Genomic DNA, 26,431 nt, shown 5'->3' on the forward strand with positions numbered 1-26,431 from the left:
ATTTAGGCGCGGGCCGCTCCACAGGCATCGAGAATCGATACGAGGCACTAATTCACTCCTACCGGTATCTCCAATTGATACTTGCAGGCGCCCGTGTACGCTTCCGGGCCATGAGCACCACCGTCGATCTCGTCCAAGCCCTCAAGAACGAACTCAAGAGCGCCCGCATGACCTACGCCGACCTGGCGCGGTCGCTCGACATGGCCGAATCCAGCGTCAAGCGGATGCTGGCCAAGAGCGACATGCCGTTGTCGCGCGTGGACGCCATCTGCCGCGCGCTGAAGATCGACTTCGCCGAACTGGCGCGCCGCGTGGCCGACGCCCAGCCGCTGCTGAAGGAGCTGACGCACGAGCAGGAAAAGGCCGTGGTCAGGGACAAGAAGCTGCTGCTGGTGGCCATCAGCGTGCTGAGCCAGTGGACGCTGGAGCAGATCGTGGCCGCCTACCGCGTGAGCGAGGCCGAATGCATCGGCTTCCTGGCCCAGCTGGACCGCATCGGCATCATCGAGCTGCGCCCGCTCAACCGGTATCGCCTGAAGCTCGCCAAGACCTTCCGCTGGCGGCCGCATGGCCCAGTGATGGAGTTCTTCCGCGAGAACGTGGTGCTCGACTACTACAAGGGCGGCTTCGACGGCCCGGCCGAGGGCCTGCTGCTGGTGCACGGCCAGATCAGCCGCTCGCTGGCGCCGGCCTTCCTGGAACGCCTGCAGCGCGTGGCGCAGGACTTCGCCCAGCAGCACCAGACCGACCAGAAGCTGGCCGCCAAGGACCGCGAGGGCTACACGCTGCTGCTGGGGATGCGGAACTGGGAGTTCGAAGCCTTTACCCGCCTCCGCCGAGCCTGAGGCTCAATCCAGGAACACCGAGGAACCGGCTTTGCCGGGCCTCAGGTGTTGCCCCCGGTAGGGGGTTGGCGAAGCGACACGAAGTGCGCGGCCTGGGGGCGAGCCTTACTTGGCGGCTTCGAGCGTGTCGCGCATCGTGCGCGCGGCGCTCTTCGCCGCATCGGCGAAGTCATCGCCCGACGACGCGTAGATGATCGCCCGCGACGAGTTCACGATGATCGGCGCATCGGCGCGCCAGCCGGCGCGCACGGTGGCGACCGCATCGCCGCCCTGGGCGCCGACGCCCGGAATCAGCAGCGGCACGGTTGGCGCGAGTTCGCGCACACGCTCGATTTCCGCCGGGTAGGTCGCGCCTACCACCAGTCCGAGTTGGCCGTTGAGGTTCCACGGGCCTTGCGCCAGGCGAGCAACGTGTTCGTACAGGAAGGGCTGCCCCTCGACATCCGCCAGCCGCTGGCCCTGCAGGTCGGAACCGCCGGGGTTGCTGGTGCGGCACAGCAGGAACGCGCCCTTGCCCTCGTGCTTGAGATACGGCGCCACCGAGTCGAAGCCCATGAAGGGCGACAGCGTCACCGCATCGGCGCCGTAGCGCTCGAAGGCCTCCAGGGCGTACTGCTCGGCGGTGGAGCCGATGTCGCCGCGCTTGGCGTCGAGGATCACGGGCACGTGGGGCGCATTGCGGCGCATGTGCTCCATCAGCTGCTCGAGCTGGGCTTCGGCGCGGTGCGCCGCGAAGTAGGCGATCTGCGGCTTGAAGGCGATGACCAGGTCGGCCGTCGCGTCGACGATGCGCGCACAGAAGTCATAGATGCGGCTGGCGTCGCCCTTGAGATGCCCCGGGAACTTGGCCGGCTCCGGATCGAGCCCCACGCAGAGCAAGGAACCGTTTTTTTGCTGTGCGGCGGCCAGCTTGTCGAGGAAAGTCATGGGGTCCGATTTTAAGGATGCCCGCGCACTCGCCCGCCACCTGCCTGCGAACACCGCGGAACCGGCTTCGCCGGGCCGCAGGTGTTGCCCCCTGCAAGGGGGTTGGCGAAGCGACACGAAATGCGCGAAGCCTGGGGGTTAGCCCTGTTCAGCGGCCAGGCAGAGGTCGGCCCAGGCGCGTGCCTTGTCGGCGGGATTGCGCAGCAGGTAGGCGGGGTGGTAGGTCGCCACCACCGATGCGCCGCCGGCGGAAGCCAGCGGCACGGCACGGCCGCGCAGCTTGCCCAGCGGGTCGCCGCTGCGCATCAGGCTTTGCGCGGCCAGCGGGCCCATTGCCAGCACGATGCGCGGTGCGAGCGCCGCGGCATGCTCGTCGAAGGCCTCGTCCATGGCGCGCGGGCTGCCGGGCTGGCCGGCGGCCACGCCGCGGTGGGTGCGCATGAGGTGCACGGGGGTCTTGCCGTCGTGCAGCTTCAGCGCACGCAGCATGTTGTCGAGCAGGCGGCCGGCGTCGCCCGCAAAGGGTTCGCCGTGGCGGCCGTCGGCCTCGGGCGGCATGTCGGCCACGACCAGCCAGCCGCCCTGCGTCGATTCGGCGCCGGCGTCGGCATAGAGACGGCAGGGCGCCTCTACCAGCACGGCGGCGCCTCCGGACAGTGGCGCAGCGGCCGGGCGAACGACCGGTGCGGGGGGCGGCACGGGTGCCGCGACGGACCGGGCCGCGGGCGGCGGCGGTGCGGCCACCGGCATTTCAGCCTGCACGCGCTCGCGGACGACCGCCGCCACCTCTTCGGTGGCTGCTGCGGAAGCCGTTCCAGGCGCCGCCTCGGCGGCCTCGGGCACCGGCCACCAGACCTTCACGCCCATCTCGTCGAGCATCGCGCGCTGGCGGGCGTCGAGCTTCAATGTCTGCACCGCGCTCATCGCAAGGCTCCCCAGGCGCTGCCTGTTTCATTCAAGCGCAGGCTCATGACGACCGCGTCCTCGCGCTTGCCGTCGTGCGCCGGGTAGTAGCCCTTGCGTACGCCGACGCTGCGAAAACCGTTGCGCAGGTAGATGTCGAGAGCGCGCTGGTTGCTGCGGCGCACTTCGAGCCAGAGCCACTGCGCGCCCTCGGCCCGCGACCAGCCGCCCAATGCCTCGAGCATGAGCGGCGCCCAGCCCTGGCGCTGGAAGGCCGGCGCCACGGTGATGTTCAGCAGGTGCACTTCATCGACGCCCTTCATGGCGACGAAGTAGCCGATCAGCGTCTCGCCCAGTTGGGTGAGCGGCGAGCTCACGCCGGGTGCCATGCCGGGCGCCAGCAGGCACTGGCAGTGGTAGCCCACGGCCATGGAGTCGGTGAAGTTGGCGCGCGTCCACGGATGGCTGTAGGCCGTCTGCTCGACCGCGCAGACGGCATCGATCCGCTCGACGGTGAGCGGTTCGAGGCGGGCTTCGACGGGCTGGAGGACGGCACTCATGCGATCAATGGGCTGCGGCTGCGGCCGCCTTGATGGCGGCGCGCTCTTCGGTGGTTTGCGCCACTTTATCGCGAACATAGAGCGGCCAGGCCTGTGCCGCCGGCACGGTGCGCCCGGCCGCGAGCAGCGCGGGGGCGAGCCGCAGCATCGCGGTGGCGCTCGGCAGCGCGTCGTGGCGGGCGGCGGCCGGGGCCAGGCGCGGGCCGTAGGCGGCGAAGGCGTTGCCGGCGAGCGCCCAGCCGGCGGGCACTTCAAGTGCCTCGGGCGACAGCAGCAGGGGCTCGTCGTTTCCGCCAAGCGGGCCGTCGGCCTCGAAGTCGTAGCGCGCGGCGTAAAGCTGGTCCATGCGCGCATCGAGCACGGCGACCACCTGCTTCGCGCCGAAGGCGTGGCGCGCTTCTTCGGCCACGGCGAGCAGCGTGTCGACTGGCAGCAGCGGCACGTTGGCGCCGAAGGCCAGCCCCTGCGCCACGGAGCAGGCGGTGCGCAGGCCGGTGAAAGAGCCGGGGCCCCGGCCGAAGACGATGGCATCGAGTTCGCCCAGCGCGAGCCCGGCTTCGCCCAGCAGTTGCTGGATCAGCGGCAGCAGGGTGGTCGATGCTTGCGCGCCGCCCACGCCGTTGTGGGCGTGCAGCGTGTCGCCGTGCAGCACGGCCACCGACAGGTGCTCGGTGCTGGTGTCGAAGGCGAGCAGCTTGGGCAAGGCGAGGGGCATCCGCCGATTATCGAGGGGCGGCCAATTCCCGGGCTCACGCGCCGTTATCGCTGCGCAGAATCGCCAGCCCCGCCTTGCGCAGCGGCGCCAGCGCCCGGGCCGGCACGTCCGGCGACACCAGCAGGCTGGTGGCCGAGGCCACCGGGTTGACCACCCACGCCGAAGCCGCCCCGATCTTTTCGGACGAGGCCAGCACCACCGTCTCGGCCGCCGACGCCATCAGCGCGCGCTTGATCTCGGCCTCTTCCAGGTCGCCCGTGGTCAGCCCCGCCTCGGCGTGCACGCCGGTGACACCCATGAAGTACGTGTCGGCATGGATGCGCGCAATGGCCGCCATTGCCGCCGAGCCGACCGCCACCACCGAATGCTTGAAGAGGCGCCCGCCGATCAGCACCACCTCGATGCCGGCATGCGCCACCAGCTCGACGGCCACCGACGGGCTGTGCGTGACCACGGTGGCCTGCAGGCTCGCCGGCAGGTGGCGCGCGAGCTGCACGGCGGTGGTGCCGCCGTCGATGAACACCACCTGCCCCGGCTTCACGAGGCGCGCGGCCGCGCGGCCGATGGCCACCTTTTCGTCGGGCGCGAGCTGCTGGCGCCGCGCGAAGTCGGCTTCGGCCGCCGCGACCGGCAACGCACCGCCGTGCACGCGCTGCAGCAAACCTTCGGCCGCCAGCTCGCGCAGGTCGCGGCGGATGGTGTCTTCCGACAGGCCGAGTTCGTCGCTGAGCGCCTTCGCGACGACGTTGCCGTCGCGCTTCAGGACCCAAAGGATGTGTTGCTTGCGCTGGCTGGTGAGCATTGCCCGATGGTACCGGCGTGGCCGATGGACTGCACGTTTTTCATTGTTTTTGCACGAATACGCACGTATGCTCGCAGCCATGACCATCCAAGACCGCGTCCGGGTGCACGAAGTCACCCTCCTTTCCGACAACTGGTACACGCTGCGCACCACCGCCTTCGACTGGCGGCGCAACGACGGCCAGTGGCAGCGCATGCACCGCGAGACCTACGACCGCGGCAACGGCGCCACGCTGCTGCCCTACAACCTCGCGCAGCGCAGCGTGCTGCTGACGCGGCAGTTCCGCTACCCGGCCTTCGTCAACGGCCACGACGGCCTGCTGATCGAAGCCGCGGCCGGCCTGCTGGACAACGCCGCGCCCGAGGAGCGCATCCGCGCGGAGGTCGAGGAAGAGCTCGGCTACCGCCTCGGCGCGGTGCAGAAGATCTTCGAGAGCTTCATGAGCCCGGGCTCGGTCACCGAGAAGCTGCACTTCTTCGTCGCGCCGTACGAGTCCTCGATGCGCATCGGCGCAGGCGGCGGGCTGGCGGAAGAGGGCGAGGACATCGAGGTGCTGGAGCTCGGCATCGACGAGGCGCTGGCCATGGTGGCCGACGGCCGCATCGCCGACGCCAAGACGGTCATGCTGCTGTACCACGCGAAGCTGCACCTGTTCCCGCCGGGATAATCGGCGGATGCCTTTTGCCTTCCGCCGCGCCGCCCTCGCACTGACCCTCGCAACGCTGGCCTCGGCCGGCGCATCCGCCCAGCAGGCCCTCCCGACCCAGGTCGACGCCGCCCTCGCCCGCGCCAAGGTGCCGCGCGAATCCGTGACCATGCTGGTGGCCGAGGCCGACGGCACACGCCCGCCGCGGCTGGCCTGGCGCACGCAGGCGCCGGTGAATCCGGCGTCGATCATGAAGCTGGTGACCACCTACGCCGCGCTGGACCTGCTCGGCGCGGCCTACAGCTGGACCACGCCGGTCTATGTCGACGGCACGGTGAACAACGGCGTGCTCAACGGCAACCTGTACATCAAGGGCCAGGGCGACCCCAAGCTGGTGCTGGAGCGCGTGTGGCTGCTGCTGCGCCACGTGCAGGGGCTGGGCATCACCACGGTGAGCGGCGACATCGTGATCGACCGCGGCGCGTTCGAGACTACGGTCGAGGGCGACCCGTCGGCCTTCGACGGCGAGCCGCTGCGGCCCTACAACGCCTCGCCCGATGCGCTGCTCGTGAACTTCAAGTCGGTCAACATGAGCTTCGCGCCCGACCGCACGGGCCAGATCGCGCGCGTGAGCTACGAGCCCCCGCTCGCGAGCGTGGCGATGCCGCCGACCGTGGCGCTCGTGCCCGGCGAATGCGGCGACTGGCGCGCCGCGCTGCGGCCCGACTTCAGCGACGTGAACCGCATCCGCTTCAACGGCGGCTTTCCGGCCGCCTGCGGCGAGAAGAACTGGGCCGTGGCCTACGGCGACCCGCGCACCTACGCCATGCGGGCCATCGGCGGCATGTGGGCCGAGATGGGCGGGCGCGTAGGCGGGCAGATGCGCGAAGGGCGCGCGCCGGCGGGGCTGAAGCCGGCCTTCGAGTTCGAGTCGCCGCCGCTGGCCGAAGTGATCCGCGACATCAACAAGTACAGCAACAACGTGATGGCGCAGCAGCTGTTCCTCACGATCGGGCTCACGCAAAAGAACCGCGGCACCTTCGAGGCTTCGCGCGCGGCGCTGGGCCAGTGGTGGCGCGAGCGCATCGGCACGGGCGAGGCGCAGCCCGTGTTCGAGAACGGCTCGGGCCTGTCGCGCGACGAGCGCATCAGCGCGGCTGCGCTCGGCAAGATGCTGCAGGTGGCATGGCGTTCGCCGGTGATGCCGGAGCTGATGTCCTCGCTGCCCGCCATGGGCGTGGACGGCACGCTGAAGAAGCGCACGCTGCGCTCGGGCGGCTCGGCCCACCTGAAGACGGGCACGCTGCGCGATGCCTCCGGCGTGGCCGGCTACGTGGACGGTGCGAGCGGCCGGCGCTACGTGCTGGTGGCCATCGCCAACGGCGAGAACGCGGGGGCGGCGCGCGCCGCGTTCGACGCACTGGTCGACTGGGCCTCGCAGGACAACTGACGGCAGGTGGCGGGCCTGCGCGACCCTGCCAGGTACTGAAATCTTCTGATGGCAAATGCCGCTTGCGCGCGGCCATGGCACTGCACAGAATCGGACGGCCGTTCTATTCAGTACAAATCCAACGCAGGAGACATGCCTTGACCAAGCCACGCCCCCACTCGTTCGTCCTGATGCGCAAGACAGCCGCCTGGACGGCGCTCGCAAGCGCAACCTTGCTGCTGCTGTCCGCCTGCGGCGGCGGGGATGGTGGCGGAGTAGGCATCGGCGTTGGCTTTCCGCCGCCCGTAGCCGACACCGGCCGGGGCTCGGTGGTCACCAACCCGCCCGAGCAGACGGCCAAGCTGACCGCCGACCAGTTCAAGGCCAACCTCCAGGCCAGCGACCAGGGCAGGTCGGTGCTGCAGGTGGCCGGCACGCCCAAGTGCGGCATCGACGTGCGCTACCTCGAATACCGCACCATCGGCGCGAAGAACGAGGCGACCAACGCCACCGCCGCGATCATGGTGCCCACGGGCACCGACGTGGCCTGCGGCGGCCAGCGGCCCGTGGTGCTCTATGCCCACGGCACCACCGCCGCCAAGGCCTACAACCTCGCCAAGTGGACCGACAGCACGCAGCCGGCCGCAGGCGAGGGCCTGATGATTGCCGCCATGTTCGCGGCGCAGGGCTACATCGTGGTGGCGCCCAACTACGCGGGCTACGACAAGTCGACGCTGCCCTACCACCCGTACCTCGACGGCGACCAGCAGGGCAAGGACATGGTCGACGCGCTCACGGCCGCGCGCAAGACCTTCTCGGGCATCGATGCGAACGACGCCGGCTCGCTGTTCATCACCGGCTACTCGCAGGGCGGCTATGTCGCGATGGCGGCGCACCGGGAGATGCAGGCGACGGGCAAGACGGTGACGGCCTCGGCACCGCTGTCGGCGCCCTCGGCCATCAGCCTGTTGTCCGACTACACCTACCTGGGCTGGCCGGCGCTGGGCTCCACGCTGTTCGTGCCGCTGCTGTCGACCAGCTGGCAGCAGCAGTTCGGCAACGTCTACAACGCCACCAGCGACATCTACGAAGCGCAGTACGCCACCGGCATCGACACCCTGCTGCCGAGCCTGACGCCCGGCACGCTGTTCTCCAGCGGCAAGCTGCCGCAGCTGGCGCTGTTCCCGGCGAATGCCACGCCGGGGCCGGTGAGCCCCTCGCTGTCGATCTTCTACGGCGCCAACAACCTGATCAAGCAGAGCTTCCTGACGCAAGCGGCCGGCGACATCCTGGCCGCGCCCTGCCCCGGCAACGCACTGCCGGCCACGGCGGCGTCGCTGAGCACGACCTCGCCGCTGGACTGCAAGCCGGCGACGGGTTTCCGCAAGGCGGCCGTCGCCAACGACCTGCGCAACTGGGTGCCGACCCGGCCGATGCTGATGTGCGGCGGCGCCAACGACCCGACGGTGAATTTCCTCAGCACCCGCGCCACCTCGGGCTACTTCCGCGCCAAGGGCGTGCCGGCCGCCGCGCTGGCAGTGGTGGACCTGGAGGATTCGGCCGCGATCGACGCCTACTCGACCGCGCGCGCCGGCTTCGCGCAGGCCAAGGACCTGCTGGCGCAGAACACGCCGGGCAGCGCGTCCGACAAGGCGCAGGCGGTCATGCTCGCGTACCACGGCACGCTGGCGCCGCCGTTCTGCCTGGCATCGGCGCGAGGCTTCTTCCAGGGCGTGCTGGCCGCCGGCGGCTGAGCAAAGGAAGAGCCGGCCCCTTCCAGGAATACCGCGGAACCGGCTTTGCCGGGCCGCTGGTATTGCTCCCTGCAGGGGGTTGGCGCAGCGACACGAAGTGCGCGAAGCCTGGGGGTGAGTTCGAAGCCTTCGCGGAACCGGCTTTGCCGGGCCGCAGGTATTGCCCCCTGCAAAGGGGGTTGGCGGCCACACGAAGTGGGCGAGCCTGGGGGTTAGCCTGGATCAGGCCGCAGATGCGCGCTGCAAGCGATCTCGCACGCCTTCCCACTCGTGCGTGTCGGGCGGCGACTCGACCCAGATCAGCTTGACACCCTGCGCATCGAACTCGCGCAGCACCGCGAACAGCAGCTGGGCGCTCGCCGCCGCGTCGTCGGGCATGCGCCGCAGCACCACGCGCTGCGAGCGGCTGCGCATCGGGGCTCGCGACCAGACGGCGATGTGCGCGGCGTTGGCGCCCAGCACGTCGAGGCCGGCCTGGATGGCCTTGGCGTCCATCAGGCGCACCTTGGCATTCGGGGCGTAGTGAGCCTCCAGCGTGCCCGAGGCCCGCGGGTCGGGTGTTTCGAGCACTTCGCGGTCGGCGAGCTTCTCGCCGCAAGCCGCCTCGATCTGCGCGCGCGTGATCACGCCCGGCCGCAGCAGCACGGGGGCGCCGCGGCTGCAGTCGACGATGGTCGACTCGATGCCGACCTCGCACGCGCCACCGTCGACAACCAGCAACGCATCGCCGAACTCGTCGAACACATGCTGCGCCGTGGTCGGGCTGACCCGGCCGAAGCGGTTGGCGCTCGGCCCCGCGAGGCCGGGCACGCCCTGCTCGGCGCAGGCTTCGAGCAGCGCCTGCGCCACGGGATGCGAAGGGCAGCGCAGGCCGATGGTGTCCTGCCCGCCCGCCGCCGCCGCGCCCACGCCGGGCTGGCGCGTGACGATCAGCGTGAGCGGACCGGGCCAGAAGACCTGCACGAGCTTCTGCGCGAAAAGCGGCAGCGGCTGGGCGAAGCGCGACAGCGACTCGGTGCCCTTGATGCCGGCCGCCACGTGGACGATCAACGGGTGGTCGGCGGGCCGCCCCTTGGCCTTGAAGATGCCGGCGACGGCCATGTCGCTGCTCGCGTCTGCGCCCAGCCCGTAGACGGTCTCGGTCGGGAACGCGACCAGCCCGCCCGCGCGCAGCACGCGCGTGGCCTCGGCGATGGCTTCGGGGGAGCGGCCGTCGAGGATCATGCGAGGTCGGCGGTGGTCACCGCCGGCAGGCCCAGCAGCTGCGCGGCCTGCGAGGCCGTGGTGCGCACGGCTTCGAGCGTGGCGCCGGTGAGCGTGAGGTGGCCCATCTTGCGGCCGCGCCGCGGGTCGATCTTTCCGTAGAGGTGCAGATGCACGCCCGGCAGCGCAAGCACTTCGCTCCAGCGCGGCGATACGGGCTTGGCGGCCTTGTCATCGCCCGCGGGGAACCACAGGTCGCCCAGCAGGTTCAGCATGATCGCGGGACTGTGCTGGCGCGGCGCGGCCAGCGGCAGGCCGGCGAGCGTGCGCACCTGCAGCTCGAACTGCGACACGTCACAGGCTTCCATCGTGTAGTGGCCGCTGTTGTGCGGGCGCGGTGCCATCTCGTTGACGACCAGCGAGCCGTCGGCCAGCGCGAAGAACTCGACGCACAGCACGCCGACGTAGTCCAAACCGTTGGCGATGCTCTTGGCCGAATTGACCGCGCCCTGCGCCACCGTCTTCGGCATGTTCTGCGGATGCACCTCGGTGACGGCGAGGATGCCGTCGCGGTGCAGGTTGCGCTGCGGCGGGAAGTGCACGATCTGGCCGTCGCGGCTGCGCGCGAGGATGACCGAGCATTCGAATTCGAGTGGCAGCATCTTCTCGAGCACGCAGGGCACGCAGCCCGTGGCCTGCCAGGCATCGACCAGTTCGGCGCGCGTCTTCACACGCTGCTGGCCCTTGCCGTCGTAGCCCAGCCGCGCGGTCTTCAGGATGCCGGGCAGCAGGCCGTCGTCGACGGCAGCGAGCTGCGCCGCGGTCTCGATGGCCGCGTAAGGCGCGCAGGGCACGCCGCAGCGGGTGAAATGGGCCTTCTCGGCGATGCGGTCCTGCGCGATGGCGATGGCCGAGGCGCCGGGCGACACCGGCCGCGCGACCGCGAGGTGCTCCAGCGAGGGCGCCGGCACGTTCTCGAACTCGGTCGTCACCGCGTCGGCCAGGCCCGCGAGCCGGGCGAGGCCGTCGATGTCGTCGTAGTCGGTGTGGATGTGATGGTGGCTCACGCGGCCGGCGGGGCTGTCGGTGTCGGGGTCGAGCACCGCCGTGAAGTAGCCCATGCGCTGGGCCGCGTGGGCGAACATGCGCCCCAGCTGGCCGCCGCCGAGCACGCCGAGCGTGGCGCCCGGAAGAATGGGCAGGTCACCGTTCTGGCTCACAGGGCACCTCCGCCTTGCGGCGAGAAAGGAGAAACGGGGGGCGTCTCCGCGGCGGGGGCCGGCGGCAGCGTCATGGCCTCGGCGGCGGCGGTCTGCGCCGTGCGGAAGGCATCGAGCTTCGCGCGCAGCGCCGGATCGTTCACCGCCAGCATCGACACCGCGAACAGCGCCGCGTTGGCCGCGCCGGCATTGCCGATGGCGAAGGTGGCCACCGGCACGCCCTTGGGCATCTGCACGATGCTGTAGAGCGAATCGACGCCCTGCAGGTGGCGGCTGGCCACCGGCACGCCGAGTACCGGCACCGTGGTTTTCGAGGCCAGCATGCCTGGCAGGTGCGCCGCGCCGCCCGCGCCCGCGATGATCGCCGTGAGCCCGCGCCCGGCGGCGCTTTCGGCGTATGCGAACAGCGCATCGGGCATCCGGTGGGCCGAGACCACCTTGGCTTCGTGCCCGATTCCGAATTGCTGGAGAATCTCGACCGCGTTGCGCATCGTCTCCCAATCGGAGTTCGAGCCCATCACTACACCGACCTGAATGGTTTCGTTCATGGTTTCAATTTTACGTTTCACCCTCAGTTGGTTCCGATGATCGACATCACTCTCGAAAATTTCCAGGCCGAACTGATCGAAGGCTCCGTCGCCACGCCGGTGCTGCTGGACATCTGGGCCGAATGGTGCGGCCCCTGCAAACAGCTCGGCCCGGTGCTCGAAAAGCTCGAGGTCGAGTACGCCGGCCGCTTCACGCTGGCCAAGCTCGACGCCGACAAGGTGCCGCAGATTTCTTCGCAGCTGTCGGAGATGTTCGGCGTGCGCAGCATCCCGTTCTGCGTGATGTTCAAGGACGGCCAGCCGGTGGACGGCTTCGTCGGCGCCATCCCGGCCGAGAAGATCCGCGAGTTCCTCGACAAGCACGTGCCGGGCGCCGACGAAGCCGAGGCCGCCTCGGAGGAAGCCGCCGCGCAGGAAGCTCTGGCCGAAGGCGACACCGGGGGCGCCCTCGAAAGACTGCAGCACGCCGTGGCCACCGACCCGGCCAACGACGACGCCCGCTTCGACTACATCAAGCTGCTGCTGCAGGAAGGCCGCCACGACGACGCCAAGGTGGCCTTTGCGCCGGTGATCGCCAAGACCACGCTGGTGCGCCGCTTCGATGCACTGCAGCGCTGGATGGACGCTATCGATTTCGCAGCACCACCTGCAGGCACGGCGCCCGCGATGGCTGATTTCGAGGCGAAGATCGCCGCCAACAAGCGCGACTTCGACGCTCGCTTCGGCCGCGCCCGCCTGCTGATGGCCGCGCAGCGCTGGACCGACGCCATGGACGAGCTGCTCGACATCCTGATGCGCGACAAGACCTGGAGCGAAGACCTCGCCCGCAAGACCTACATCGCGATCCTCGATGTGATCGAGCCGCCGAAGGTGAAGGTGGCCGACGGGCAGATTCCGCCGGACGATCCGGTGGTGGCAACCTACCGGCGCCGCCTGAGCAGCGTGGTGCTGAGCTGATGCGAAAGCGGCCTGCGGGCCGCTTTTTTTCATGGCCTCGCCATGAACGCGGCGGCATTGGCGAGCGGGGCCTCGTCGCATACGATCACGCCCGATTCAACTTGTTGCAAATTCGAAAAGGAAAGACCGGCCATGCGTTCCTTCGTCCGCCTCGCCCGCCGCACCGCGCCCCCCGTTCTCGCCGCGACGGCACTGCTGGCCGTCCTGACCGGCTGCGGGAGCGGCATCAGCCTCGACGAGCCGATCGAAGGGCCCGCCTGGCAACTGGTTCAGCTGGGCGACGAGCCCGTCGCGCCCGGCAGCGGCGCGCAGGTGCAGTTCGACCGCAGCAGCGGACGCCTCAGCGGCTCGGGCGGCTGCAATCGCCTTTCGGGCACGTTCACGCGCAGCGGCATCTCCCTGAAGATCGGCCAGCTGGCCTCGACCCGCATGGCCTGCGCCGACCCGGCACGCGGCGCCAACGAGGCGCAGTTCATTTCCGCCCTGCAGAGCACCGCGAGCTACAGCCTTGCGGGCCCCGAACGCCTTGCGCTGCTCAACGCCAGCGGGCGCGCCGTGGCAACGCTGAGCACCAGCGGGCGCTGAAAGAAGAAAAAGCCCGGAATCAGCCTGTCAGGCGCTCCAGCGCCTCGCGGTACTTGGCCGCCGTCTTCTCGATGACCTCGGCCGGCAGGCGCGGCGCCGGGGGCGTCTTGTCCCAGGGCTTGCCGTTGATCTTGGTGGCTTCGAGCCAGTCGCGCACGAACTGCTTGTCGTAGCTCGGCGGGTTGGTGCCGGCGGCCAGCGCGGCCTCGTAGCCCTCGACCGGCCAGTAGCGCGAGCTGTCGGGCGTGAGCACCTCATCCATCAGCACCAGCGTGCCGGCTTCGTCCAGGCCGAACTCGAACTTGGTGTCGGCAATGATCATCCCCTTGGCCAGCGCGATCTGAGCGGCGGTTTCGTAGATCTCGATGCTGGTCTCGCGGATCTGCTGGGCCAGCTTGGGGCCGACGATCTCGACCACGCGCTCGTAGCTGATGTTCTCGTCGTGCTCGCCGGCCGCGGCCTTGGCTGCGGGCGTGAAGATCGGGCGCGGCAGCTTGCTGGCGTTGGTCAGGCCTTCGGGCAGCGGCACGCCGCAGACCGAGCGGCTCTCCTGGTATTCCTTCCAGCCGCTGCCGGCGAGGTAGCCGCGCACCACGGCCTCGACCGGGATCGGCTTCAGCCGCTTGACCAGCATCGAGCGGCCCGTGACCTGCGGCACCTCGTCGGGCGTGACCGCGCTCTCGGGCGCATCACCGGTCAGGTGGTTGGGACACAGCTGGCCGAGCCGGTCGAACCACCACAGCGCCATCTGCGTGAGGATCTCGCCCTTGCCGGGAATGGGCTCGCCCATGATCACGTCGAAGGCGCTGAGCCGGTCGCTCGCGACCATCAGGATGCGGTCTTCGCCGACGGCGTAGTTGTCGCGCACCTTGCCGCGCGCAAGCAGGGGCAGGCTCTGGATGGAGGAGGTGTGGACGGTGGTCATGAGGCAGTTGCGGTGAAAACGGGATAGCGGAATTCGGATTGTGCGCGCAGAAAAAAGCCACCATCGACGGTGGCCCGCAGATCGCGAAAAAAGCCCCCGATCATTCGGGAGGGCCGCCGCGCACGACCGCCCGAAGCGGCCGGCCCGCCCCCGGTAGGGGGTAGGCGAAGCGACACGAAGTGCGCGCAGCCTGGGGGCGAGCTTGGTTAAATGACTTCTTGCGCCAGTTCGCCCTTGGCGTACTTGGCAGCGACGACTTGCAGGCTGTCGCCCTTGATCTTGGCGCCCTGGCCTTCGCAGCCGAACTCGATGTAGCGCTGCTTGCAGATCTGCTTGGCGGCTTCGCGCGCGGGCTTGAGCCACTCGCGGGCGTCGAACTTCTCGGGGTTCTCGGCCAGGAACTTGCGCACCGCGCCGGTCATGGCCAGGCGGATGTCGGTGTCGATGTTGATCTTGCGCACGCCGTACTTGATGGCTTCCTGGATTTCCTCGACCGGCACGCCGTAGGTTTCCTTCATGTTGCCGCCGTGCTTGCGGATGATTTCCAGCAGGTCCTGCGGCACCGACGACGAGCCGTGCATCACCAGGTGGGTGTTGGGCAGGCGGGCGTGGATTTCCTTCACGCGTGAAATCGACAGGATGTCGCCCGTGGGCTTGCGCGTGAACTTGTAAGCGCCGTGGCTGGTGCCGATGGCGATGGCCAGCGCGTCGAGCTGCGTGGCCTTGACGAACTGGGCGGCTTCTTCCGGGTCGGTCAGCAGGGCCGAGTGGTCGAGCACGCCTTCGGCGCCAATGCCGTCTTCTTCACCGGCCAGGCCGGTTTCGAGCGAGCCCAGGCAGCCCAGTTCGCCCTCGACGGTCACGCCGACCTTGTGTGCCAGCTGGACCACCTTGCGGGTCACGTCGACGTTGTAGTCGAACGAGGCCGGCGTCTTGCCATCCTCGTGCAGCGAGCCGTCCATCATGACGGAGGAGAAGCCGAGGTCGATGGCGCCCTGGCAGATGGCCGGGCTCTGGCCGTGGTCCTGGTGCATCACCAGCGGGATGTTCGGGTACTGCTCGATGGCGGCCTGGATCAGGTGCTTGATGAAGGCTTCGCCGGCGTACTTGCGCGCGCCTGCACTGGCTTGAAGGATGACGGGCGCGCCCGTTTCCTTGGCGGCCTCCATCACGGCCTGGACCTGTTCGAGGTTGTTGACGTTGAAGGCCGGAATGCCGTAGCCATTGGCTGCGGCATGGTCGAGCAGTTCGCGCATCGAGACGAGTGCCATGGGGAAATACCTCGCTGGAATTAGGGGAAGAAGAAGGCGGGAAGACGAGAGAAAACTGCCGCAATTCTACCGAGCCCCCTTGTGGGACGGCACTGACGCCGCTTTGGCGCCCGCACCTCAGATCGGCAGCTGCGTGGTCGACAGCACCTGCTTGAGCACCACGAAGGTCCTGATCTGCCGCACGCCCGGCAAGTACAGCAGCTGCTCGGCATGCAGGCGGTTGAAGCTGTCGCTGTCGCGCGTGCGCACGAGCATGAAGTAGTCGAACTCGCCCGTGACCACGTGGCATTCGAGGCAGCCCGGCACCTTCTGCGCGGCCTTCTCGAAGTCGGCGAAGGAATCGGGCGTGGAGCGGTCGAGCACCACGCCGATCATCACGAGCATGCCGAGGTCGAGCGCATCGGGGTCGAGCAGCGCGACGATGCCCTTGATGAGCCCCGCCGCCTTGAGCCGCTCGACGCGGCGCAGGCAGGCGGCGGCGCTGAGGTTGACCTTGGCGGCCAGTGCCACGTTCGACAGCGAGGCGTCGCGCTGCAGGGCGCGAAGGATGGCGCGGTCGGTGCGATCCAGCTCCGGCGGAATACGCAATTTTGTTGTGCTCATTACTTTTTCTACGGAATAAAAACATTCGATCTGGTCATCGTGCATTTTTTTGTCGATTGAATCCAGAAAATTTCGCAAGCACGTTGCGAGCCGTTCTTCCTACGATCGAAGGCCTCAACGCACTGGAGCCTCCGTCATGAACCTCAAGAAGTTTCCCCGCCACGCCCTGACCTTCGGCCCCTCGCCGATCCACCCGCTGAAGCGGCTGAGCGCGCACCTCGGCGGCAAGGTCGACCTGTATGCCAAGCGCGAGGACTGCAACAGCGGCCTGGCCTTCGGCGGCAACAAGACGCGCAAGCTCGAGTACCTGATTCCCGAGGCGCTCGAGGGCGGCTACGACACGCTGGTGTCCATCGGCGGCATCCAGTCGAACCAGACGCGGCAGGTCGCCGCCGTGGCCGCGCACCTCGGGATGAAATGCGTGCTGGTGCAGGAAAATTGGGTCAACTACTCGGATGCGGTCTACGACCGGGTCGGCAACATCGAGATGTCACGCATCCTCGGTGCCGACGTGCGGCTCGATGCGGCGGGCTTCGACATCGGCATCCGCAAGAGCTGGGAAGACGCGATGGAAAGCGTGCGCAAGGCCGGCGGCAAGCCGTTCCCGATTCCCGCGGGCTGCTCGGAACACCCGCGCGGCGGGCTCGGCTTCGTGGCCTTCGCCGAGGAAGTACGCCAGCAGGAAGCCGAGCTGGGCTTCAAGTTCGACTACGTCGTGGTCTGCTCGGTCACCGGCAGCACGCAGGCCGGCATGGTGGTGGGCTTCGCGGCCGACGGCCGCGCCGACCGCGTGATCGGCATCGACGCCTCGGCCAAGCCGCAGCAGACCTACGACCAGATCCTTCGCATTGCGAAGAACACGGCCGAGCTGGTCGAGCTGGGCCGCGACATCACCGAAAAGGACGTAGTGCTCGACCGCCGCTTCGGCGGCCCCGAGTACGGGCTGCCGAATGACGGCACGCTGGAGGCCATCCGCCTGTGCGCGCGCTTCGAAGGCATGCTGACCGACCCCGTGTACGAGGGCAAGTCGATGCACGGGATGATCGAGAAGGTGCGGCTGGGCGAATTCCCGGCAGGCTCGAAGGTGCTGTACGCGCACCTGGGCGGCGTGCCGGCCCTGAACGCCTACAGCTTCCTCTTCAGAAACGGTTGAGCGCCAGGAACACCGCGGAACCGGCTTTGCCGGGCCGCAGGTGTTGCCCCCGGCGAGGGCGCGAAGCCTGGGGGAGTGCCTAGCTCGCCCTGCAGATCTTGAGCATGTTGGTGCCGCCTGGGGCACCCATGGGTTCGCCGCAGGTGATCGCGTAGACGTCGCCGCTCTGCACGATGCCGCGCTTCTTCAGATGGGCCTCGGCCTGTTCGAGCGCGGTGTCGCGGTCGGTCTGCGAGTCCATCAGCAGCGGGCGCACGTTGCGGTACAGCGCCAGCTTGCGCTGCGTGGCCAGCCGCGAGGTCAGCGCGTACATGGGAATGTGCGCGCGGTGGCGGCTCATCCACAGCAGCGTGGCGCCCGATTCGGTCAGCGCCACGATGGCCTTGGCACCCAGGTGGTGGGCCGTGAACAGCGCACCCATGGCGATCGACTGGTCGATGCGGCTGTAGGTCTTGCCGCTGAAGTCGGCGTCGAGCGTCTTGTCCTCGGCCCCTTCGGCGGCTTCGCAGATGCGGCTCATCTCCTGCACGGTTTCGAGCGGATAGCGCCCCGAGGCGGTCTCGGCCGAGAGCATCACGGCGTCGGTGCCGTCGAGCACGGCGTTGGCCACGTCGCTGACCTCGGCACGCGTGGGCACGGGGTTGGTGATCATCGACTCCATCATCTGGGTCGCGGTGATCACCACCTTGTCCATGTCGCGCGCCATGCGGATCATCTTCTTCTGCAGCGCCGGCACGGCGGCATTGCCGACTTCCACCGCGAGGTCGCCGCGCGCGACCATGATGCCGTCGCTGGCGCGCAGGATTTCCTCCAGCTTCGGAATGGCCTCGGCGCGCTCGATCTTGGCGATCATGCCGGGCTTGTGGCCGAACTCGGCCGCCGCCACGTTGCACAGCTGGCGCGCCATCTCCATGTCGGTGGCGTTCTTCGGGAAGCTCACGGCCACGTAGTCGGCCTGGAAGCTCATCGCGGTCTTGATGTCCTCCATGTCCTTGGCCGTGAGCGCGGGGGCGGTGAGGCCGCCGCCCTGCTTGTTGATGCCCTTGTTGTTCGACAGCTCGCCGCCCAGCTTGACGGTGGTGTGCACGGCCTCGCCCTTGACGGCGTCCACCGTGAGCACGATCAGGCCGTCGTTCAGCAGCAGCCTGTCGCCTGGCTTCACGTCGCGCGGCAGGTCCTTGTAGTCGAGGCCCACGGCATCGGCGTCGCCGGGCTCGGTGCGCGAGGCGTCGAGCACGAACTTGGCGCCCGGCTCCAGCCAGACCTTGCCCTGCGCGAACTTGCCGACGCGGATCTTGGGGCCTTGCAGGTCGGCCATGATGGCCACTTCGCGGCCCGTCTTGCGGGCGGCTTCGCGCACCATGGCGGCGCGGTCGATGTGGTCCTGCGCCGTGCCGTGGCTGAAGTTCAGCCGCACCACGCTGACCTTGGCCAGGATCATCTTTTCCAGCAGTTCCGGCGTGTTGGACGCCGGACCGAGCGTGGCAACGATCTTGGTGGCGTGGCGGGGGATGCGGTCCGTGCTCATGAAGGTAGTCTCCGTTTTGTATTCGCTACTGTATACACTTTGTGTGTCTGACGGAAGTCACCCTCGTGAGATTCCCCGCCCGCCGGGATCAACCCGCCGCGCGCCTGGCCAGGATTTCGAAGGCCGGCAGGGTCTTGCCTTCCAGCACTTCGAGGAAGGCACCGCCGCCGGTCGAGATGTAGCCGACCTGCTTCTCGATGCCGTACTTGGCGATGGCCGCGAGCGTGTCGCCGCCGCCGGCGATCGAGAAGGCGCTGCTGTCGGCGATGGCTTGCGCGATGGCCTTGGTGCCGCCCGCGAACGCGTCGAACTCGAACACGCCCACGGGGCCGTTCCAGACGATGGTGCCGGCTTCGCGCAGTTGCGCGGCCAGGATCGCGGCGGTCTTGGGGCCGATGTCCAGGATCAGGTCGTCGTCGGCCACGTCGTTCGCATCCTTGACGGTGGCGGCCGCATCGGCCGCGAAGGTCTTGGCCGTGACCACGTCCACCGGGATCGGCACGTCGGCACCGCGCGCACGCATCGCCTCGATCACCGCCTTGGCCTGGTCGACCAGATCGGGCTCGGCCAGCGACTTGCCGATCTTCAGGCCGGCCGCCAGCATGAAGGTGTTGGCGATGCCGCCGCCGACGATCAGCTGATCGACGTTGGCCGACAGGCTCTTGAGGATGGTGAGCTTGGTGCTGACCTTCGAGCCCGCCACGATGGCCACCAGCGGCCGCTTGGGCTGCGCCAGCGCCTTGCTGATGGCGTCCATCTCGGCCGCCAGCAGCGGGCCCGCCGCGGCCACCTTGGCGAACTGCGCGATGCCGTAGGTGGTGGCTTCGGCGCGGTGGGCGGTGCCGAAGGCGTCGTTCACGTAGATGTCGGTGAGCGCGGCGAGCTTGCGGGACAGCGCCTCGTCGTTCTTCTTCTCGCCCTTGTTGACGCGGCAGTTCTCGAGCAGCACGACCTGGCCGGGTTTGACGTCGACGCCGTCGACCCAGTTGGCCACCAGCGGCACATCGCGGCCGAGCAGTTCGCCCAGGCGCCTGGCGACGGGGGCCAGCGAGTCCTCGGGCTTGAACTCGCCTTCGGTCGGGCGGCCCAGGTGCGAGGTGACCATCACGGCCGCGCCGGCGTCGAGCGCCAGCTGGATGCAGGGCACGGAAGCGCGCACGCGCGTGTCTTCGGTGATGTTGCCGGCGTCGTCCTGCGGCACGTTGAGGTCGGCACGGATGAAGACGCGCTGGCCGGCGGCCTTGCCCTGTGCGCAGAGGTCGGTGAATCGAATGACGTTCATGGGTCTGGAGGAGGTGGAAGACGGGTCGGCCTGCATTGTAGATTTGGCCCCGTCGCCGCCCTGAGCGGCTGTTACCGCGGGCCGATGCTTTTCAGGCCTCTTGCTGCGCCCTGGCGAACTGTTCGAGGATCTCGACAAAACCCGTGGCGGCCGGCGAAAGGCTGCGCCGCGCCGCGCTGTAGACGCACACCTCGCGGTGGAAGTCGGGCGATTCGAGCCGCACCATCTGCAGGCCATGCGCGCGCACCAGCGGCGCGGAGTAGGTCGGGCACACCGTGAGCCCGAGCCCCGAGGCCACCATCCCAAGCGCGGTGGTCATGTACGACACCTCTTGCGTGCCGGGACGCAGCATGTAGTCGCGCTCGGCCGGCGCCAGTTCGGGCAGCACGCGCTGGCGGAAGTCGCGTGTGGGAGCGATGAAAGTGTAGGGGCCGAGCTCGTGCCAGCGCACCTTGCGACGCTTGGCGAAGGCGTGGTCGGGCGGGCAGATCAGCCAGTGGCGGTCGCGGAACAGGGTACGGCGCTCGATGGCGCCGTCCACGGCCACGTCCTGGCCCACGGCCAGTTCCACGTCGCCGGCCATCACGCCCACCAGCAGGCTCTCGGGCAGCGTGTCGGCCAGGCGCACATCGACGTCGGGGTACTGCGCGCGATAGACCGCGATCACGCGCGGCATCAGCGTGCAGGCCATGAGTTGCGGCGCCGCAAGCCGCAACAAGCCTTTCTTCTTGTCACGAAGATCGGTGACGCCGGCCACCGCGCTCGTCAGGTCGCCGAGCAGACGGTGCACCGACGGCAGGAACTCACGCCCGGCTTCGGACAGCTGCACGCTGCGGGTGTTGCGGTCGAGCAGCTGCACGCCCATTTCGCGTTCGAGTTCGCGCACCAGCACGCTGAGCGCCGACTGCGTGAGGTGCAGCTGCTGCGCCGCGGCGGTGAAGCTGCCGCTTTCGGCCACGGCGGCGAAGGCGCGCAGCTGGCGCAGGGTCAGGTTCATATATATGGTTATTTCATCAATTGATGAATTAATTTCGATTGCATCATAAGACGCCGCATCGCCCAATCGGGGGCTTACCGGAGAACACGAGCCATGCCGACCCCACCACCCGTGCGCGGGCTGCACCATTTCGCCTGGCGCTGCCGCGACAGCGAGGAAACCCGCCGCTTCTACGAAGACCTGCTGGGCCTGCCGCTGGCCCACGTCATCAAGAGCGACCACGTGCCGAGCACGGGCGAGTACTGCCCCTACGTGCACATCTTCTTCCGCATGCGCGACGGCTCGTACATCGCCTTCTTCGATCTGGGCGACGACGTCGCCGCGCTGCCCTCGCCCAACACGCCCTCGTGGGTGAACCACATCGCGCTGCGCGTGGACTCGGTGGCCGACCTGCTGGCCGCCAAGGCGCGGCTCGAAGGCGCGGGCGTCGAGGTGCTGGGCGTGACCGACCACCACATCATCGAGTCGATCTACTTCTTCGACCCCAACGGCATCCGCGTGGAGCTGACCACGCCGACCGTGCCGCAGGCCGAGATGGACGCGCATGCGCTGCGCGCCCATGCGGACCTCGATGCATGGACCGCGCGCAAGGCCGAGCTGCGTGCTGCGAGGGGTGCATCGCATGCCTGATCTGCAACTCGCCGTCATCGACGTGAAGCCCGGCGCGGCCATGGAGAGTCAGTCGGGCCTGCAGCTGCTGCGCCCCCGCATCTACGGCGCCTATCGCGCGCCGCAGGGCCCGAAGAAGATTGCCGCCATCGTGATGCACCCCACGAGCAACTTCATGGGCCACTACCTGATCGGCCCGCTGGCCGAGCGCGACATCTGCTGCATGGGCCTCAACTCGCGCTTCGTGGGCAACGACACCGTGCTGCTGATGGAGCGCGCCATCCAGGACCTGGGCGCAGGCGTGCAGTACCTGCGCGCGGCCGGCTACGAGAAGGTGTTCCTCGTCGGCAACTCGGGCGGCGCAGCGCTCTCGGCCTTCTACCAGGCGCAGGCCGAAAAACTCACGGCCACGCACCTGCCCGACGGTGACCCCACGCACCTGCACCCGAGTGACCTGCCGCCGGTGGACGGCATCGCGCTGTGCGCCGCACACCTGGGCCGCACCCGGCTGATGCGCGACTGGATCGACCCCTCGGTCACCGACGAGCACGACCCGCTCTCGGTCGATCCCGAGCTCGACATGTACGACGCGCGCCATCGCGTGCCCTACGACAGCGACTTCCTCGCGCGCTTCAGCGCCGCGCAGAAGGCGCGGCTCGACCGCATCGAGCAGTGGTGCCTCGACCGCCTCGCGCTGCTGCGTGGCACACCCGGCGCACCACGCGACCAAACCTTCATCGTCTACCGCACGCACGCCGATCCGCGCTGCGTGGACCTCTCGCTCGACCCCAACGACCGCCTGCCCGGCAGCGTGTGGGGCGACGCACGGCAGGTGAACTACTCGGCCAACGCGATGGGGCGCACCACCTCGCTCACGGCCTTTCTCTCGCAGTGGTCCTCGCGCTCGCAGGCCGATGGGCCGACCAACCTCGCGCGCACCACGGTGCCGAAGCTGCTGCTGACCTACACGGGCGACCAGTCGACCTTCCCGAGTACGCGCGACGCGTGGATGGCCGCGGGCGGCTCGCGCATCCGCAACGTCGACATCGTCGGCGGCAACCACTATCTCGCGGGACAGCCGGAGCTGGTTCCGAAGGCGGCGGATGCCATTGCCGAGTTCGCGCACGCGCTGTAGGGCACGCATGGAAAACGTCGCTTTCGCGCCGGCCTACGAACTGCCGGTCTGGCCCTTCACGCCACCGCCCGAGTTGGGCAACACGAAGCCCGCGCGCCATCCGATCGTGATCGTCGGCGCCGGCCCCTCGGGCCTCACGCTGGCCTGCGACCTGGCGCAACGCGGCGTGCGCGCCGTGCTGCTGGACGAGGATGACACCGTCGGCGTGCGCGGCGCCTCATCGCGCGGCATCTGCTACGCGCAGAAGAGCCTGGAGATCTTCGAGCGCCTGGGCATCTACGAGCGCATCGCGGCCAGGGGCATCACCTGGTCCTTCGGGCGCACCTTCTCCGGCGAGCAGGAGGTCTACAACTTCAACCTGCAGGCCAACAGCGTCTCGCGGCAGCCGCCCTTCATCAACCTGCAGCAGTTCTACATCGAGTGGTTCCTGGTCGACCGCATCATCGAACTGGGACTGACCGACCTGCGCTGGAAGAACCGCGTCACGCGCGTGGAGCAGCTCGCCGACGGCGTGCGCCTGGAAGTCGAGACGCCTGCCGGCAGCTACACCATCGAGGCCGACCGGCTGATCGACGCCACCGGTGCCAACAGCGCGATCCGCACGCAGCTCGACATCGAGACGCACTCCTCGCGCAGCACCGACCGCTGGTGCATCAGCGACGTGCGCTTCAAGAAACCGCTGCCTACAGAGCGCTGGACCTGGGTGGACGCGCCCTTCAACGAGGGCCGCGGCGTGTGGCAGCACCTGATGGCCGACGGCGTCTGGCGCATCGACTACCAGATGCCCGAGGACTGCGACACCGCCTACATCAGCCAGCCCGAGGTCGCGGGTGCTCGGCTGCGCGAGCAGCTCGGGCCGGACGTGGAGTTCGAGTTCGTCTGGATCGGCCCCTACGGCTACCGCGACCACCTGCTCGACAGCTTCCGCCACGGCAACGTGTTCTTCATCGGCGACGCGGCGCACGTGGTGAGCCCCTTCGGCGCGCGCGGCGGTAACAGCGGCATCCAGGACGCGGCCAACCTCGGCTGGAAGCTCGCGCTGGTCGCGCAGGGCAAGGCTGGCGATGCGCTGCTCGACAGCTACGACGCCGAGCGCCAGCCCGCCGCGAAGCAGAACCTGCAGGTCACGAGCCGCTCGGCGCGCTTTCTCGCGCCGCGCTCGCCGGCCGAGCACACGCTGCGCCGCGCGGTGGTCGCGCTGGCGACGCGCCATCCCTTCGCGCGGACGCTGGTGAACACCGGCCGCATGTCGGTCGCCAACGACTACCCCGCCGCGCCGCTGCTGCCCGAAGGCGCGCGCTCGGTGCAGAACCTGCCGCTGCGTTGGTCCGACGGCCGCGAGACCACGCTGATGCAGCTGCTGGCCGAGGGCACGCATTGCATCGGCCTGTGGTTCGCGCCGACGCGCGGGCAGGCGATGGCGGCGCTCGACGCCACGGCCTCCTTGCCGCTGCGCCTGCTGGCCGTGGGCGGCGACAGCGGCCTGCCCACGCTGCAGGCCGACGAGAAGCTCGCGGCCCATCTCGGCGCTGGCGACGCGGGCAGCTTCGTGCTCGTGCGTCCCGACGCCTACCGCGCCGCGGTGCTGGCGAACGCCACGCCCGACGCCATCGCCAGCGCCGTACGCACCGCACTGGCCTCCAACGACCGCAATCCATGATCACCGAGCCCCGCATCCCCGACCCCGACGGCTTCTACGCCGCGCTGCTCGCCTGCATCCGCGCGGCAGCCGAAGAAGAACCCACGACGACAACGGACGACCACCACACCCCATGACCACGACCGTTTCCTTCGCATCCGCCTCCGACACCCGCGAGCAGAAGCCCCGGCTGCAGCAGCTCGGCCCCGGCGCCTACGGCTACATCAGCGACTTCGATCCCAACTGCGGCTTCGTCGTCGGCGACGAGCACGTGGTGCTGATCGACACGCGCCCCACGCCGCGCATGGCGCGCGACTTCCTCGCCGCCATCCGCACGGTGACCGACAAGCCCATCCGCACCATCGTGCTCACGCACTACCACGCAGTGCGCGTGATGGGCGCGAGCGCCTTCGCGGAGGTGCGCGACATCGTCGCCAGCAGCGGCACCCTCTACTGGATACGCACGCGCGGCCAGGCCGATTTCGATTCGGAGGTCGGCCGCTTTCCGCGCCTGTTCGCGGGCGTCGAGGAAATACCGGGCCTGACCATTCCCACGACGGTCTTCGATCGCGAGACCACGCTGCCGCTGGGCGGCGGCCGCGAGCTGCGGCTGATGTCGCTGGGCCGCGGCCATTCGGGCGGCGACGCGGTCGCGTGGCTGCCCGACTGCGGCGTGCTCTTCTCGGGCGACGTGGTCGAGAACCGCTGCGGCGTGTATGCCGGCGACGCCTACATCGGCGACTGGGCCGGCACGCTCGACGCGGTGGCGGCTCTGAAGCCGCGCGTGCTGGTGCCAGGCCGTGGCGCGGTGCTGCAGGACGAGGCCGCATGCGCCGAGGCGATCGCGCTCACCAAGGCATTCCTCTCGACGCTGCTGGAGAGTGTGAAGGCCGGCATCGCGGCGGGTGAGACGCTCAAGGGCTGCTTCGCGCGCGCCGAGGCGGCGATGACGCCGCGCTTCGGCGACTGGCCGGTGTTCCAGCACGTGCTGCCCTTCGACGTTTCGCGCGCCTACGACGAGCTGCGCGGCATCGAGCACCCGGTGGTGTGGACCGCCGAACGCGACCGCGAGCTATGGCAAATCTTGCGCGGCGAATGACCTGAACCGATTTCAAAACAAGCAACGGAGACAAGAGACGATGAAGCGATTTTTTCTTCCCCTGCTGGCCTCGGCCTTCGCGCTGGCCGCCGGCCTCGCATCGGCGCAGCCGGCGGCCTATCCCGCCCAGCCGATCAAATGGATCGTGCCCTACGTGGCCGGCGGCGGCACCGATAACCTCGCGCGCACGCTGGCCGAGGCGATGCAGCCGTCGCTCGGGCAGCCGCTCATCATCGACAACCGGCCGGGCGCCTCGACCAACATCGGCGTGGGGGTGATGATGCAGGCCAAGCCCGACGGCTACACCATCATGCAGGCGGAGAACGCCGCGCTGCTCTTCAACGAGCACATGTTCGCCAAGCTGCCCTACAAGCCCGCGAGCGACTTCACCTACATCGGCACCATCGGCCGCTTTCCGGTGGCGCTGGTGGTGCACCCCGACTTTCCCGCGAAGAACGTGGCGGAGTTCGTGCGCTACGTGAAGGCCAACCCCGACAAGGTGAGCTACGCCTCGCCCGGCAACGGCTCGCCGCACCACATGGCGATGGAACTCTTCAAGCAGAAGGCCGGCCTGAGCATCACGCACGTGCCGTACAAGGGCGCCGCGCCGGCCATGACCGACGTGATGGGCGGCCAGGTGCCGACGATGATGCTGGACTTGGCCTCGGGCCTGCCGATCATCAAGTCGGGCAAGGTGCGGGTGCTGGCCATTGCGCTGCCGCAGCGCGCGGGAGCCCTGCCCGAGGTGCCGACCTTCGTCGAGGCCGGCTTTCCCGACGTCAACGCCTATGCCTTCCACGGCCTGATCGGTCCGGCCGGCATGCCGCCGGAAGCGGTGGCGCGGCTCAACGCCGAACTGCACAAGGCGATGAAGGCGCCGAAGGTGGTGAAGCTGTTCGCGGACTTCGGCTTCGAGGCGCTGCCGGGGACGCCGCAGGACTTCTACAAGCTGTCTCGCGCGGAGAGCGAGCGCTGGGGCAACATCATCAAGACGGCCGGCGTGAAGCTCGATTGACGAACCGAGAGCCCCGGCTTTTCACTTCGCTTCGCTACGTGTAACTCCACCCCCGAGGGGGAGGCGCGGGCCGCCTTGGGG

The 26,431-nt window shown here is 69.0% G+C and carries 26 protein-coding genes; 12 read left to right on the forward strand and 14 right to left on the reverse strand.

The features are described from left to right. Positions 1-110 precede the first annotated feature (110 nt). The gene (locus ACCC97_RS06465; RefSeq protein ID WP_009124743.1) at positions 111-845 is read left to right on the forward strand and encodes a helix-turn-helix domain-containing protein; all 735 of its coding nucleotides are present in this window, start codon (positions 111-113) and stop codon (positions 843-845) included. A gap of 105 nt (positions 846-950) precedes the next feature. Here ACCC97_RS06465 and pyrF read toward each other — a convergent pair whose 3' ends face one another. The 5 genes from pyrF to ACCC97_RS06490 all read right to left on the reverse strand — a co-directional run bounded on the left by pyrF (position 951) and on the right by ACCC97_RS06490 (position 4,752). After that, positions 951-1,772 carry an orotidine-5'-phosphate decarboxylase gene (gene pyrF / locus ACCC97_RS06470; protein ID WP_009124742.1) on the reverse strand — a complete coding sequence of 274 codons (822 nt, stop codon included), beginning with the start codon at positions 1,770-1,772 and terminating at the stop codon, positions 951-953. A 138-nt stretch (positions 1,773-1,910) separates the two neighbouring features. Continuing rightward, entirely contained in the window at positions 1,911-2,696 is a 786-nt protein-coding gene (locus ACCC97_RS06475) for a uracil-DNA glycosylase family protein (protein WP_009124741.1), read from the reverse strand. After that, positions 2,693-3,235 (reverse strand): ribosomal protein S18-alanine N-acetyltransferase, encoded by a 543-nt coding sequence (rimI, locus tag ACCC97_RS06480; protein ID WP_009124740.1) that lies wholly within the window; start codon positions 3,233-3,235, stop codon positions 2,693-2,695. The genes ACCC97_RS06475 and rimI overlap by 4 nt, the downstream gene beginning before the upstream one ends. A 4-nt stretch (positions 3,236-3,239) precedes the next feature. Further along, positions 3,240-3,950 (reverse strand): tRNA (adenosine(37)-N6)-threonylcarbamoyltransferase complex dimerization subunit type 1 TsaB, encoded by a 711-nt coding sequence (gene tsaB, locus ACCC97_RS06485; RefSeq protein ID WP_009124728.1) that lies wholly within the window; start codon positions 3,948-3,950, stop codon positions 3,240-3,242. 34 nt (positions 3,951-3,984) lie between these two features. Then, positions 3,985-4,752: a DeoR/GlpR family DNA-binding transcription regulator gene (locus ACCC97_RS06490; protein WP_413314032.1), complete on the reverse strand. Its 768-nt coding sequence runs from the start codon at positions 4,750-4,752 to the stop codon at positions 3,985-3,987. A gap of 79 nt (positions 4,753-4,831) precedes the next feature. Between ACCC97_RS06490 and ACCC97_RS06495 the strand changes: the two genes are divergently transcribed. The 3 genes from ACCC97_RS06495 (at position 4,832) to ACCC97_RS06505 (ending at position 8,581) form a co-directional block, all read left to right on the forward strand. After that, a complete protein-coding gene (locus tag ACCC97_RS06495) occupies positions 4,832-5,419 on the forward strand; it encodes a TrgB like protein (RefSeq protein ID WP_009124720.1) in 588 nt (195 codons plus the stop codon). Positions 5,420-5,426: 7 nt separating this feature from the next. Continuing rightward, the gene (gene dacB, locus ACCC97_RS06500; protein WP_413331898.1) at positions 5,427-6,848 is read left to right on the forward strand and encodes a D-alanyl-D-alanine carboxypeptidase/D-alanyl-D-alanine-endopeptidase; all 1,422 of its coding nucleotides are present in this window, start codon (positions 5,427-5,429) and stop codon (positions 6,846-6,848) included. Positions 6,849-7,018: 170 nt separating this feature from the next. Beyond that, positions 7,019-8,581, forward strand: a complete 1,563-nt coding sequence (locus ACCC97_RS06505; protein ID WP_413331907.1) for an alpha/beta hydrolase family protein — start codon at positions 7,019-7,021, stop codon at positions 8,579-8,581. A gap of 222 nt (positions 8,582-8,803) precedes the next feature. Here the strand turns inward: ACCC97_RS06505 and ACCC97_RS06510 are convergent, their stop codons facing one another. From ACCC97_RS06510 to purE, 3 genes are read right to left on the reverse strand one after another with little or no spacing between them, the layout of a single operon-like run. Further along, on the reverse strand, positions 8,804-9,805 hold the full coding sequence (locus ACCC97_RS06510) for an L-threonylcarbamoyladenylate synthase (protein WP_413331899.1): 1,002 nt from the start codon (positions 9,803-9,805) through the stop codon (positions 8,804-8,806). Then, a complete protein-coding gene (locus ACCC97_RS06515; protein WP_007829044.1) occupies positions 9,802-11,004 on the reverse strand; it encodes a 5-(carboxyamino)imidazole ribonucleotide synthase in 1,203 nt (400 codons plus the stop codon). The genes ACCC97_RS06510 and ACCC97_RS06515 overlap by 4 nt, the downstream gene beginning before the upstream one ends. Further along, on the reverse strand, positions 11,001-11,552 hold the full coding sequence (gene purE / locus ACCC97_RS06520) for a 5-(carboxyamino)imidazole ribonucleotide mutase (protein WP_007829046.1): 552 nt from the start codon (positions 11,550-11,552) through the stop codon (positions 11,001-11,003). Before purE ends, ACCC97_RS06515 begins: the two co-directional genes overlap by 4 nt. 36 nt (positions 11,553-11,588) lie before the next feature. Between purE and ACCC97_RS06525 the strand changes: the two genes are divergently transcribed. Beyond that, complete coding sequence (locus tag ACCC97_RS06525) at positions 11,589-12,509, forward strand: tetratricopeptide repeat protein (protein ID WP_007829048.1); 921 nt, start codon at positions 11,589-11,591, stop codon at positions 12,507-12,509. Positions 12,510-12,641: 132 nt separating this feature from the next. After that, complete coding sequence (locus ACCC97_RS06530; RefSeq protein WP_007829050.1) at positions 12,642-13,094, forward strand: META domain-containing protein; 453 nt, start codon at positions 12,642-12,644, stop codon at positions 13,092-13,094. Positions 13,095-13,113: 19 nt separating this feature from the next. On the opposite strand, the gene ACCC97_RS06535 is transcribed toward ACCC97_RS06530, so the two are convergent. The 3 genes from ACCC97_RS06535 to ACCC97_RS06545 form a co-directional block, all read right to left on the reverse strand. Next, positions 13,114-14,019, reverse strand: a complete 906-nt coding sequence (locus tag ACCC97_RS06535) for a phosphoribosylaminoimidazolesuccinocarboxamide synthase (protein WP_007829052.1) — start codon at positions 14,017-14,019, stop codon at positions 13,114-13,116. A gap of 206 nt (positions 14,020-14,225) precedes the next feature. Continuing rightward, positions 14,226-15,290, reverse strand: a complete 1,065-nt coding sequence (gene fba, locus ACCC97_RS06540; protein WP_007829054.1) for a class II fructose-bisphosphate aldolase — start codon at positions 15,288-15,290, stop codon at positions 14,226-14,228. A 117-nt stretch (positions 15,291-15,407) separates the two neighbouring features. Next, positions 15,408-15,893, reverse strand: a complete 486-nt coding sequence (locus tag ACCC97_RS06545; protein WP_042672759.1) for an Lrp/AsnC family transcriptional regulator — start codon at positions 15,891-15,893, stop codon at positions 15,408-15,410. Between the two features lie 136 nt (positions 15,894-16,029). Between ACCC97_RS06545 and ACCC97_RS06550 the strand changes: the two genes are divergently transcribed. Next, positions 16,030-17,046, forward strand: a complete 1,017-nt coding sequence (locus ACCC97_RS06550; protein WP_007829058.1) for a 1-aminocyclopropane-1-carboxylate deaminase — start codon at positions 16,030-16,032, stop codon at positions 17,044-17,046. A 79-nt stretch (positions 17,047-17,125) separates the two neighbouring features. Here the strand turns inward: ACCC97_RS06550 and pyk are convergent, their stop codons facing one another. The 3 genes from pyk to ACCC97_RS06565 form a co-directional block, all read right to left on the reverse strand. Next, positions 17,126-18,574, reverse strand: a complete 1,449-nt coding sequence (pyk, locus tag ACCC97_RS06555; RefSeq protein ID WP_007829060.1) for a pyruvate kinase — start codon at positions 18,572-18,574, stop codon at positions 17,126-17,128. 88 nt (positions 18,575-18,662) lie between these two features. Beyond that, positions 18,663-19,856: a phosphoglycerate kinase gene (locus tag ACCC97_RS06560; protein WP_413331900.1), complete on the reverse strand. Its 1,194-nt coding sequence runs from the start codon at positions 19,854-19,856 to the stop codon at positions 18,663-18,665. A gap of 91 nt (positions 19,857-19,947) precedes the next feature. Then, complete coding sequence (locus ACCC97_RS06565) at positions 19,948-20,853, reverse strand: LysR family transcriptional regulator (RefSeq protein WP_007829064.1); 906 nt, start codon at positions 20,851-20,853, stop codon at positions 19,948-19,950. 93 nt (positions 20,854-20,946) lie between these two features. Between ACCC97_RS06565 and ACCC97_RS06570 the strand changes: the two genes are divergently transcribed. The 5 genes from ACCC97_RS06570 (at position 20,947) to ACCC97_RS06590 (ending at position 26,350) form a co-directional block, all read left to right on the forward strand. Continuing rightward, positions 20,947-21,483 (forward strand): VOC family protein, encoded by a 537-nt coding sequence (locus ACCC97_RS06570; RefSeq protein ID WP_413331901.1) that lies wholly within the window; start codon positions 20,947-20,949, stop codon positions 21,481-21,483. After that, positions 21,476-22,597 (forward strand): alpha/beta hydrolase family protein, encoded by a 1,122-nt coding sequence (locus ACCC97_RS06575; protein WP_413331902.1) that lies wholly within the window; start codon positions 21,476-21,478, stop codon positions 22,595-22,597. Before ACCC97_RS06570 ends, ACCC97_RS06575 begins: the two co-directional genes overlap by 8 nt. Before the next feature lie 7 nt (positions 22,598-22,604). Continuing rightward, on the forward strand, positions 22,605-24,257 hold the full coding sequence (locus ACCC97_RS06580; protein WP_413331903.1) for an FAD-dependent oxidoreductase: 1,653 nt from the start codon (positions 22,605-22,607) through the stop codon (positions 24,255-24,257). A 112-nt stretch (positions 24,258-24,369) separates the two neighbouring features. Then, positions 24,370-25,335 (forward strand): MBL fold metallo-hydrolase, encoded by a 966-nt coding sequence (locus tag ACCC97_RS06585; RefSeq protein WP_413331904.1) that lies wholly within the window; start codon positions 24,370-24,372, stop codon positions 25,333-25,335. Positions 25,336-25,375: 40 nt separating this feature from the next. After that, on the forward strand, positions 25,376-26,350 hold the full coding sequence (locus ACCC97_RS06590; protein WP_413331905.1) for a Bug family tripartite tricarboxylate transporter substrate binding protein: 975 nt from the start codon (positions 25,376-25,378) through the stop codon (positions 26,348-26,350). Positions 26,351-26,431: the final 81 nt, after the last annotated feature.

Origin of the sequence: Variovorax sp. Varisp85, assembly GCF_047304045.1 — a bacterium.
Lineage (GTDB): Bacteria > Pseudomonadota > Gammaproteobacteria > Burkholderiales > Burkholderiaceae_C > Variovorax.

Excerpts from the sequence above, each read along its gene's own strand:
- ACCC97_RS06465 (WP_009124743.1), top strand. The coding sequence starts at position 111 with ATGAGCACCACCGTCGATCTCGTCCAAGCCCTCAAGAACGAACTCAAG.
- pyrF (WP_009124742.1), bottom strand. The coding sequence starts at position 1,772 with ATGACTTTCCTCGACAAGCTGGCCGCCGCACAGCAAAAAAACGGTTCC.
- ACCC97_RS06475 (WP_009124741.1), bottom strand. The coding sequence starts at position 2,696 with ATGAGCGCGGTGCAGACATTGAAGCTCGACGCCCGCCAGCGCGCGATG.
- rimI (WP_009124740.1), bottom strand. The coding sequence starts at position 3,235 with ATGAGTGCCGTCCTCCAGCCCGTCGAAGCCCGCCTCGAACCGCTCACC.
- tsaB (WP_009124728.1), bottom strand. The coding sequence starts at position 3,950 with ATGCCCCTCGCCTTGCCCAAGCTGCTCGCCTTCGACACCAGCACCGAG.
- ACCC97_RS06490 (WP_413314032.1), bottom strand. The coding sequence starts at position 4,752 with ATGCTCACCAGCCAGCGCAAGCAACACATCCTTTGGGTCCTGAAGCGC.
- ACCC97_RS06495 (WP_009124720.1), top strand. The coding sequence starts at position 4,832 with ATGACCATCCAAGACCGCGTCCGGGTGCACGAAGTCACCCTCCTTTCC.
- dacB (WP_413331898.1), top strand. The coding sequence starts at position 5,427 with ATGCCTTTTGCCTTCCGCCGCGCCGCCCTCGCACTGACCCTCGCAACG.
- ACCC97_RS06505 (WP_413331907.1), top strand. The coding sequence starts at position 7,019 with ATGCGCAAGACAGCCGCCTGGACGGCGCTCGCAAGCGCAACCTTGCTG.
- ACCC97_RS06510 (WP_413331899.1), bottom strand. The coding sequence starts at position 9,805 with ATGATCCTCGACGGCCGCTCCCCCGAAGCCATCGCCGAGGCCACGCGC.
- purE (WP_007829046.1), bottom strand. The coding sequence starts at position 11,552 with ATGAACGAAACCATTCAGGTCGGTGTAGTGATGGGCTCGAACTCCGAT.
- ACCC97_RS06525 (WP_007829048.1), top strand. The coding sequence starts at position 11,589 with ATGATCGACATCACTCTCGAAAATTTCCAGGCCGAACTGATCGAAGGC.
- ACCC97_RS06530 (WP_007829050.1), top strand. The coding sequence starts at position 12,642 with ATGCGTTCCTTCGTCCGCCTCGCCCGCCGCACCGCGCCCCCCGTTCTC.
- ACCC97_RS06535 (WP_007829052.1), bottom strand. The coding sequence starts at position 14,019 with ATGACCACCGTCCACACCTCCTCCATCCAGAGCCTGCCCCTGCTTGCG.
- fba (WP_007829054.1), bottom strand. The coding sequence starts at position 15,290 with ATGGCACTCGTCTCGATGCGCGAACTGCTCGACCATGCCGCAGCCAAT.
- ACCC97_RS06545 (WP_042672759.1), bottom strand. The coding sequence starts at position 15,893 with ATGAGCACAACAAAATTGCGTATTCCGCCGGAGCTGGATCGCACCGAC.
- ACCC97_RS06550 (WP_007829058.1), top strand. The coding sequence starts at position 16,030 with ATGAACCTCAAGAAGTTTCCCCGCCACGCCCTGACCTTCGGCCCCTCG.
- pyk (WP_007829060.1), bottom strand. The coding sequence starts at position 18,574 with ATGAGCACGGACCGCATCCCCCGCCACGCCACCAAGATCGTTGCCACG.
- ACCC97_RS06560 (WP_413331900.1), bottom strand. The coding sequence starts at position 19,856 with ATGAACGTCATTCGATTCACCGACCTCTGCGCACAGGGCAAGGCCGCC.
- ACCC97_RS06565 (WP_007829064.1), bottom strand. The coding sequence starts at position 20,853 with ATGAACCTGACCCTGCGCCAGCTGCGCGCCTTCGCCGCCGTGGCCGAA.
- ACCC97_RS06570 (WP_413331901.1), top strand. The coding sequence starts at position 20,947 with ATGCCGACCCCACCACCCGTGCGCGGGCTGCACCATTTCGCCTGGCGC.
- ACCC97_RS06575 (WP_413331902.1), top strand. The coding sequence starts at position 21,476 with ATGCCTGATCTGCAACTCGCCGTCATCGACGTGAAGCCCGGCGCGGCC.
- ACCC97_RS06580 (WP_413331903.1), top strand. The coding sequence starts at position 22,605 with ATGGAAAACGTCGCTTTCGCGCCGGCCTACGAACTGCCGGTCTGGCCC.
- ACCC97_RS06585 (WP_413331904.1), top strand. The coding sequence starts at position 24,370 with ATGACCACGACCGTTTCCTTCGCATCCGCCTCCGACACCCGCGAGCAG.
- ACCC97_RS06590 (WP_413331905.1), top strand. The coding sequence starts at position 25,376 with ATGAAGCGATTTTTTCTTCCCCTGCTGGCCTCGGCCTTCGCGCTGGCC.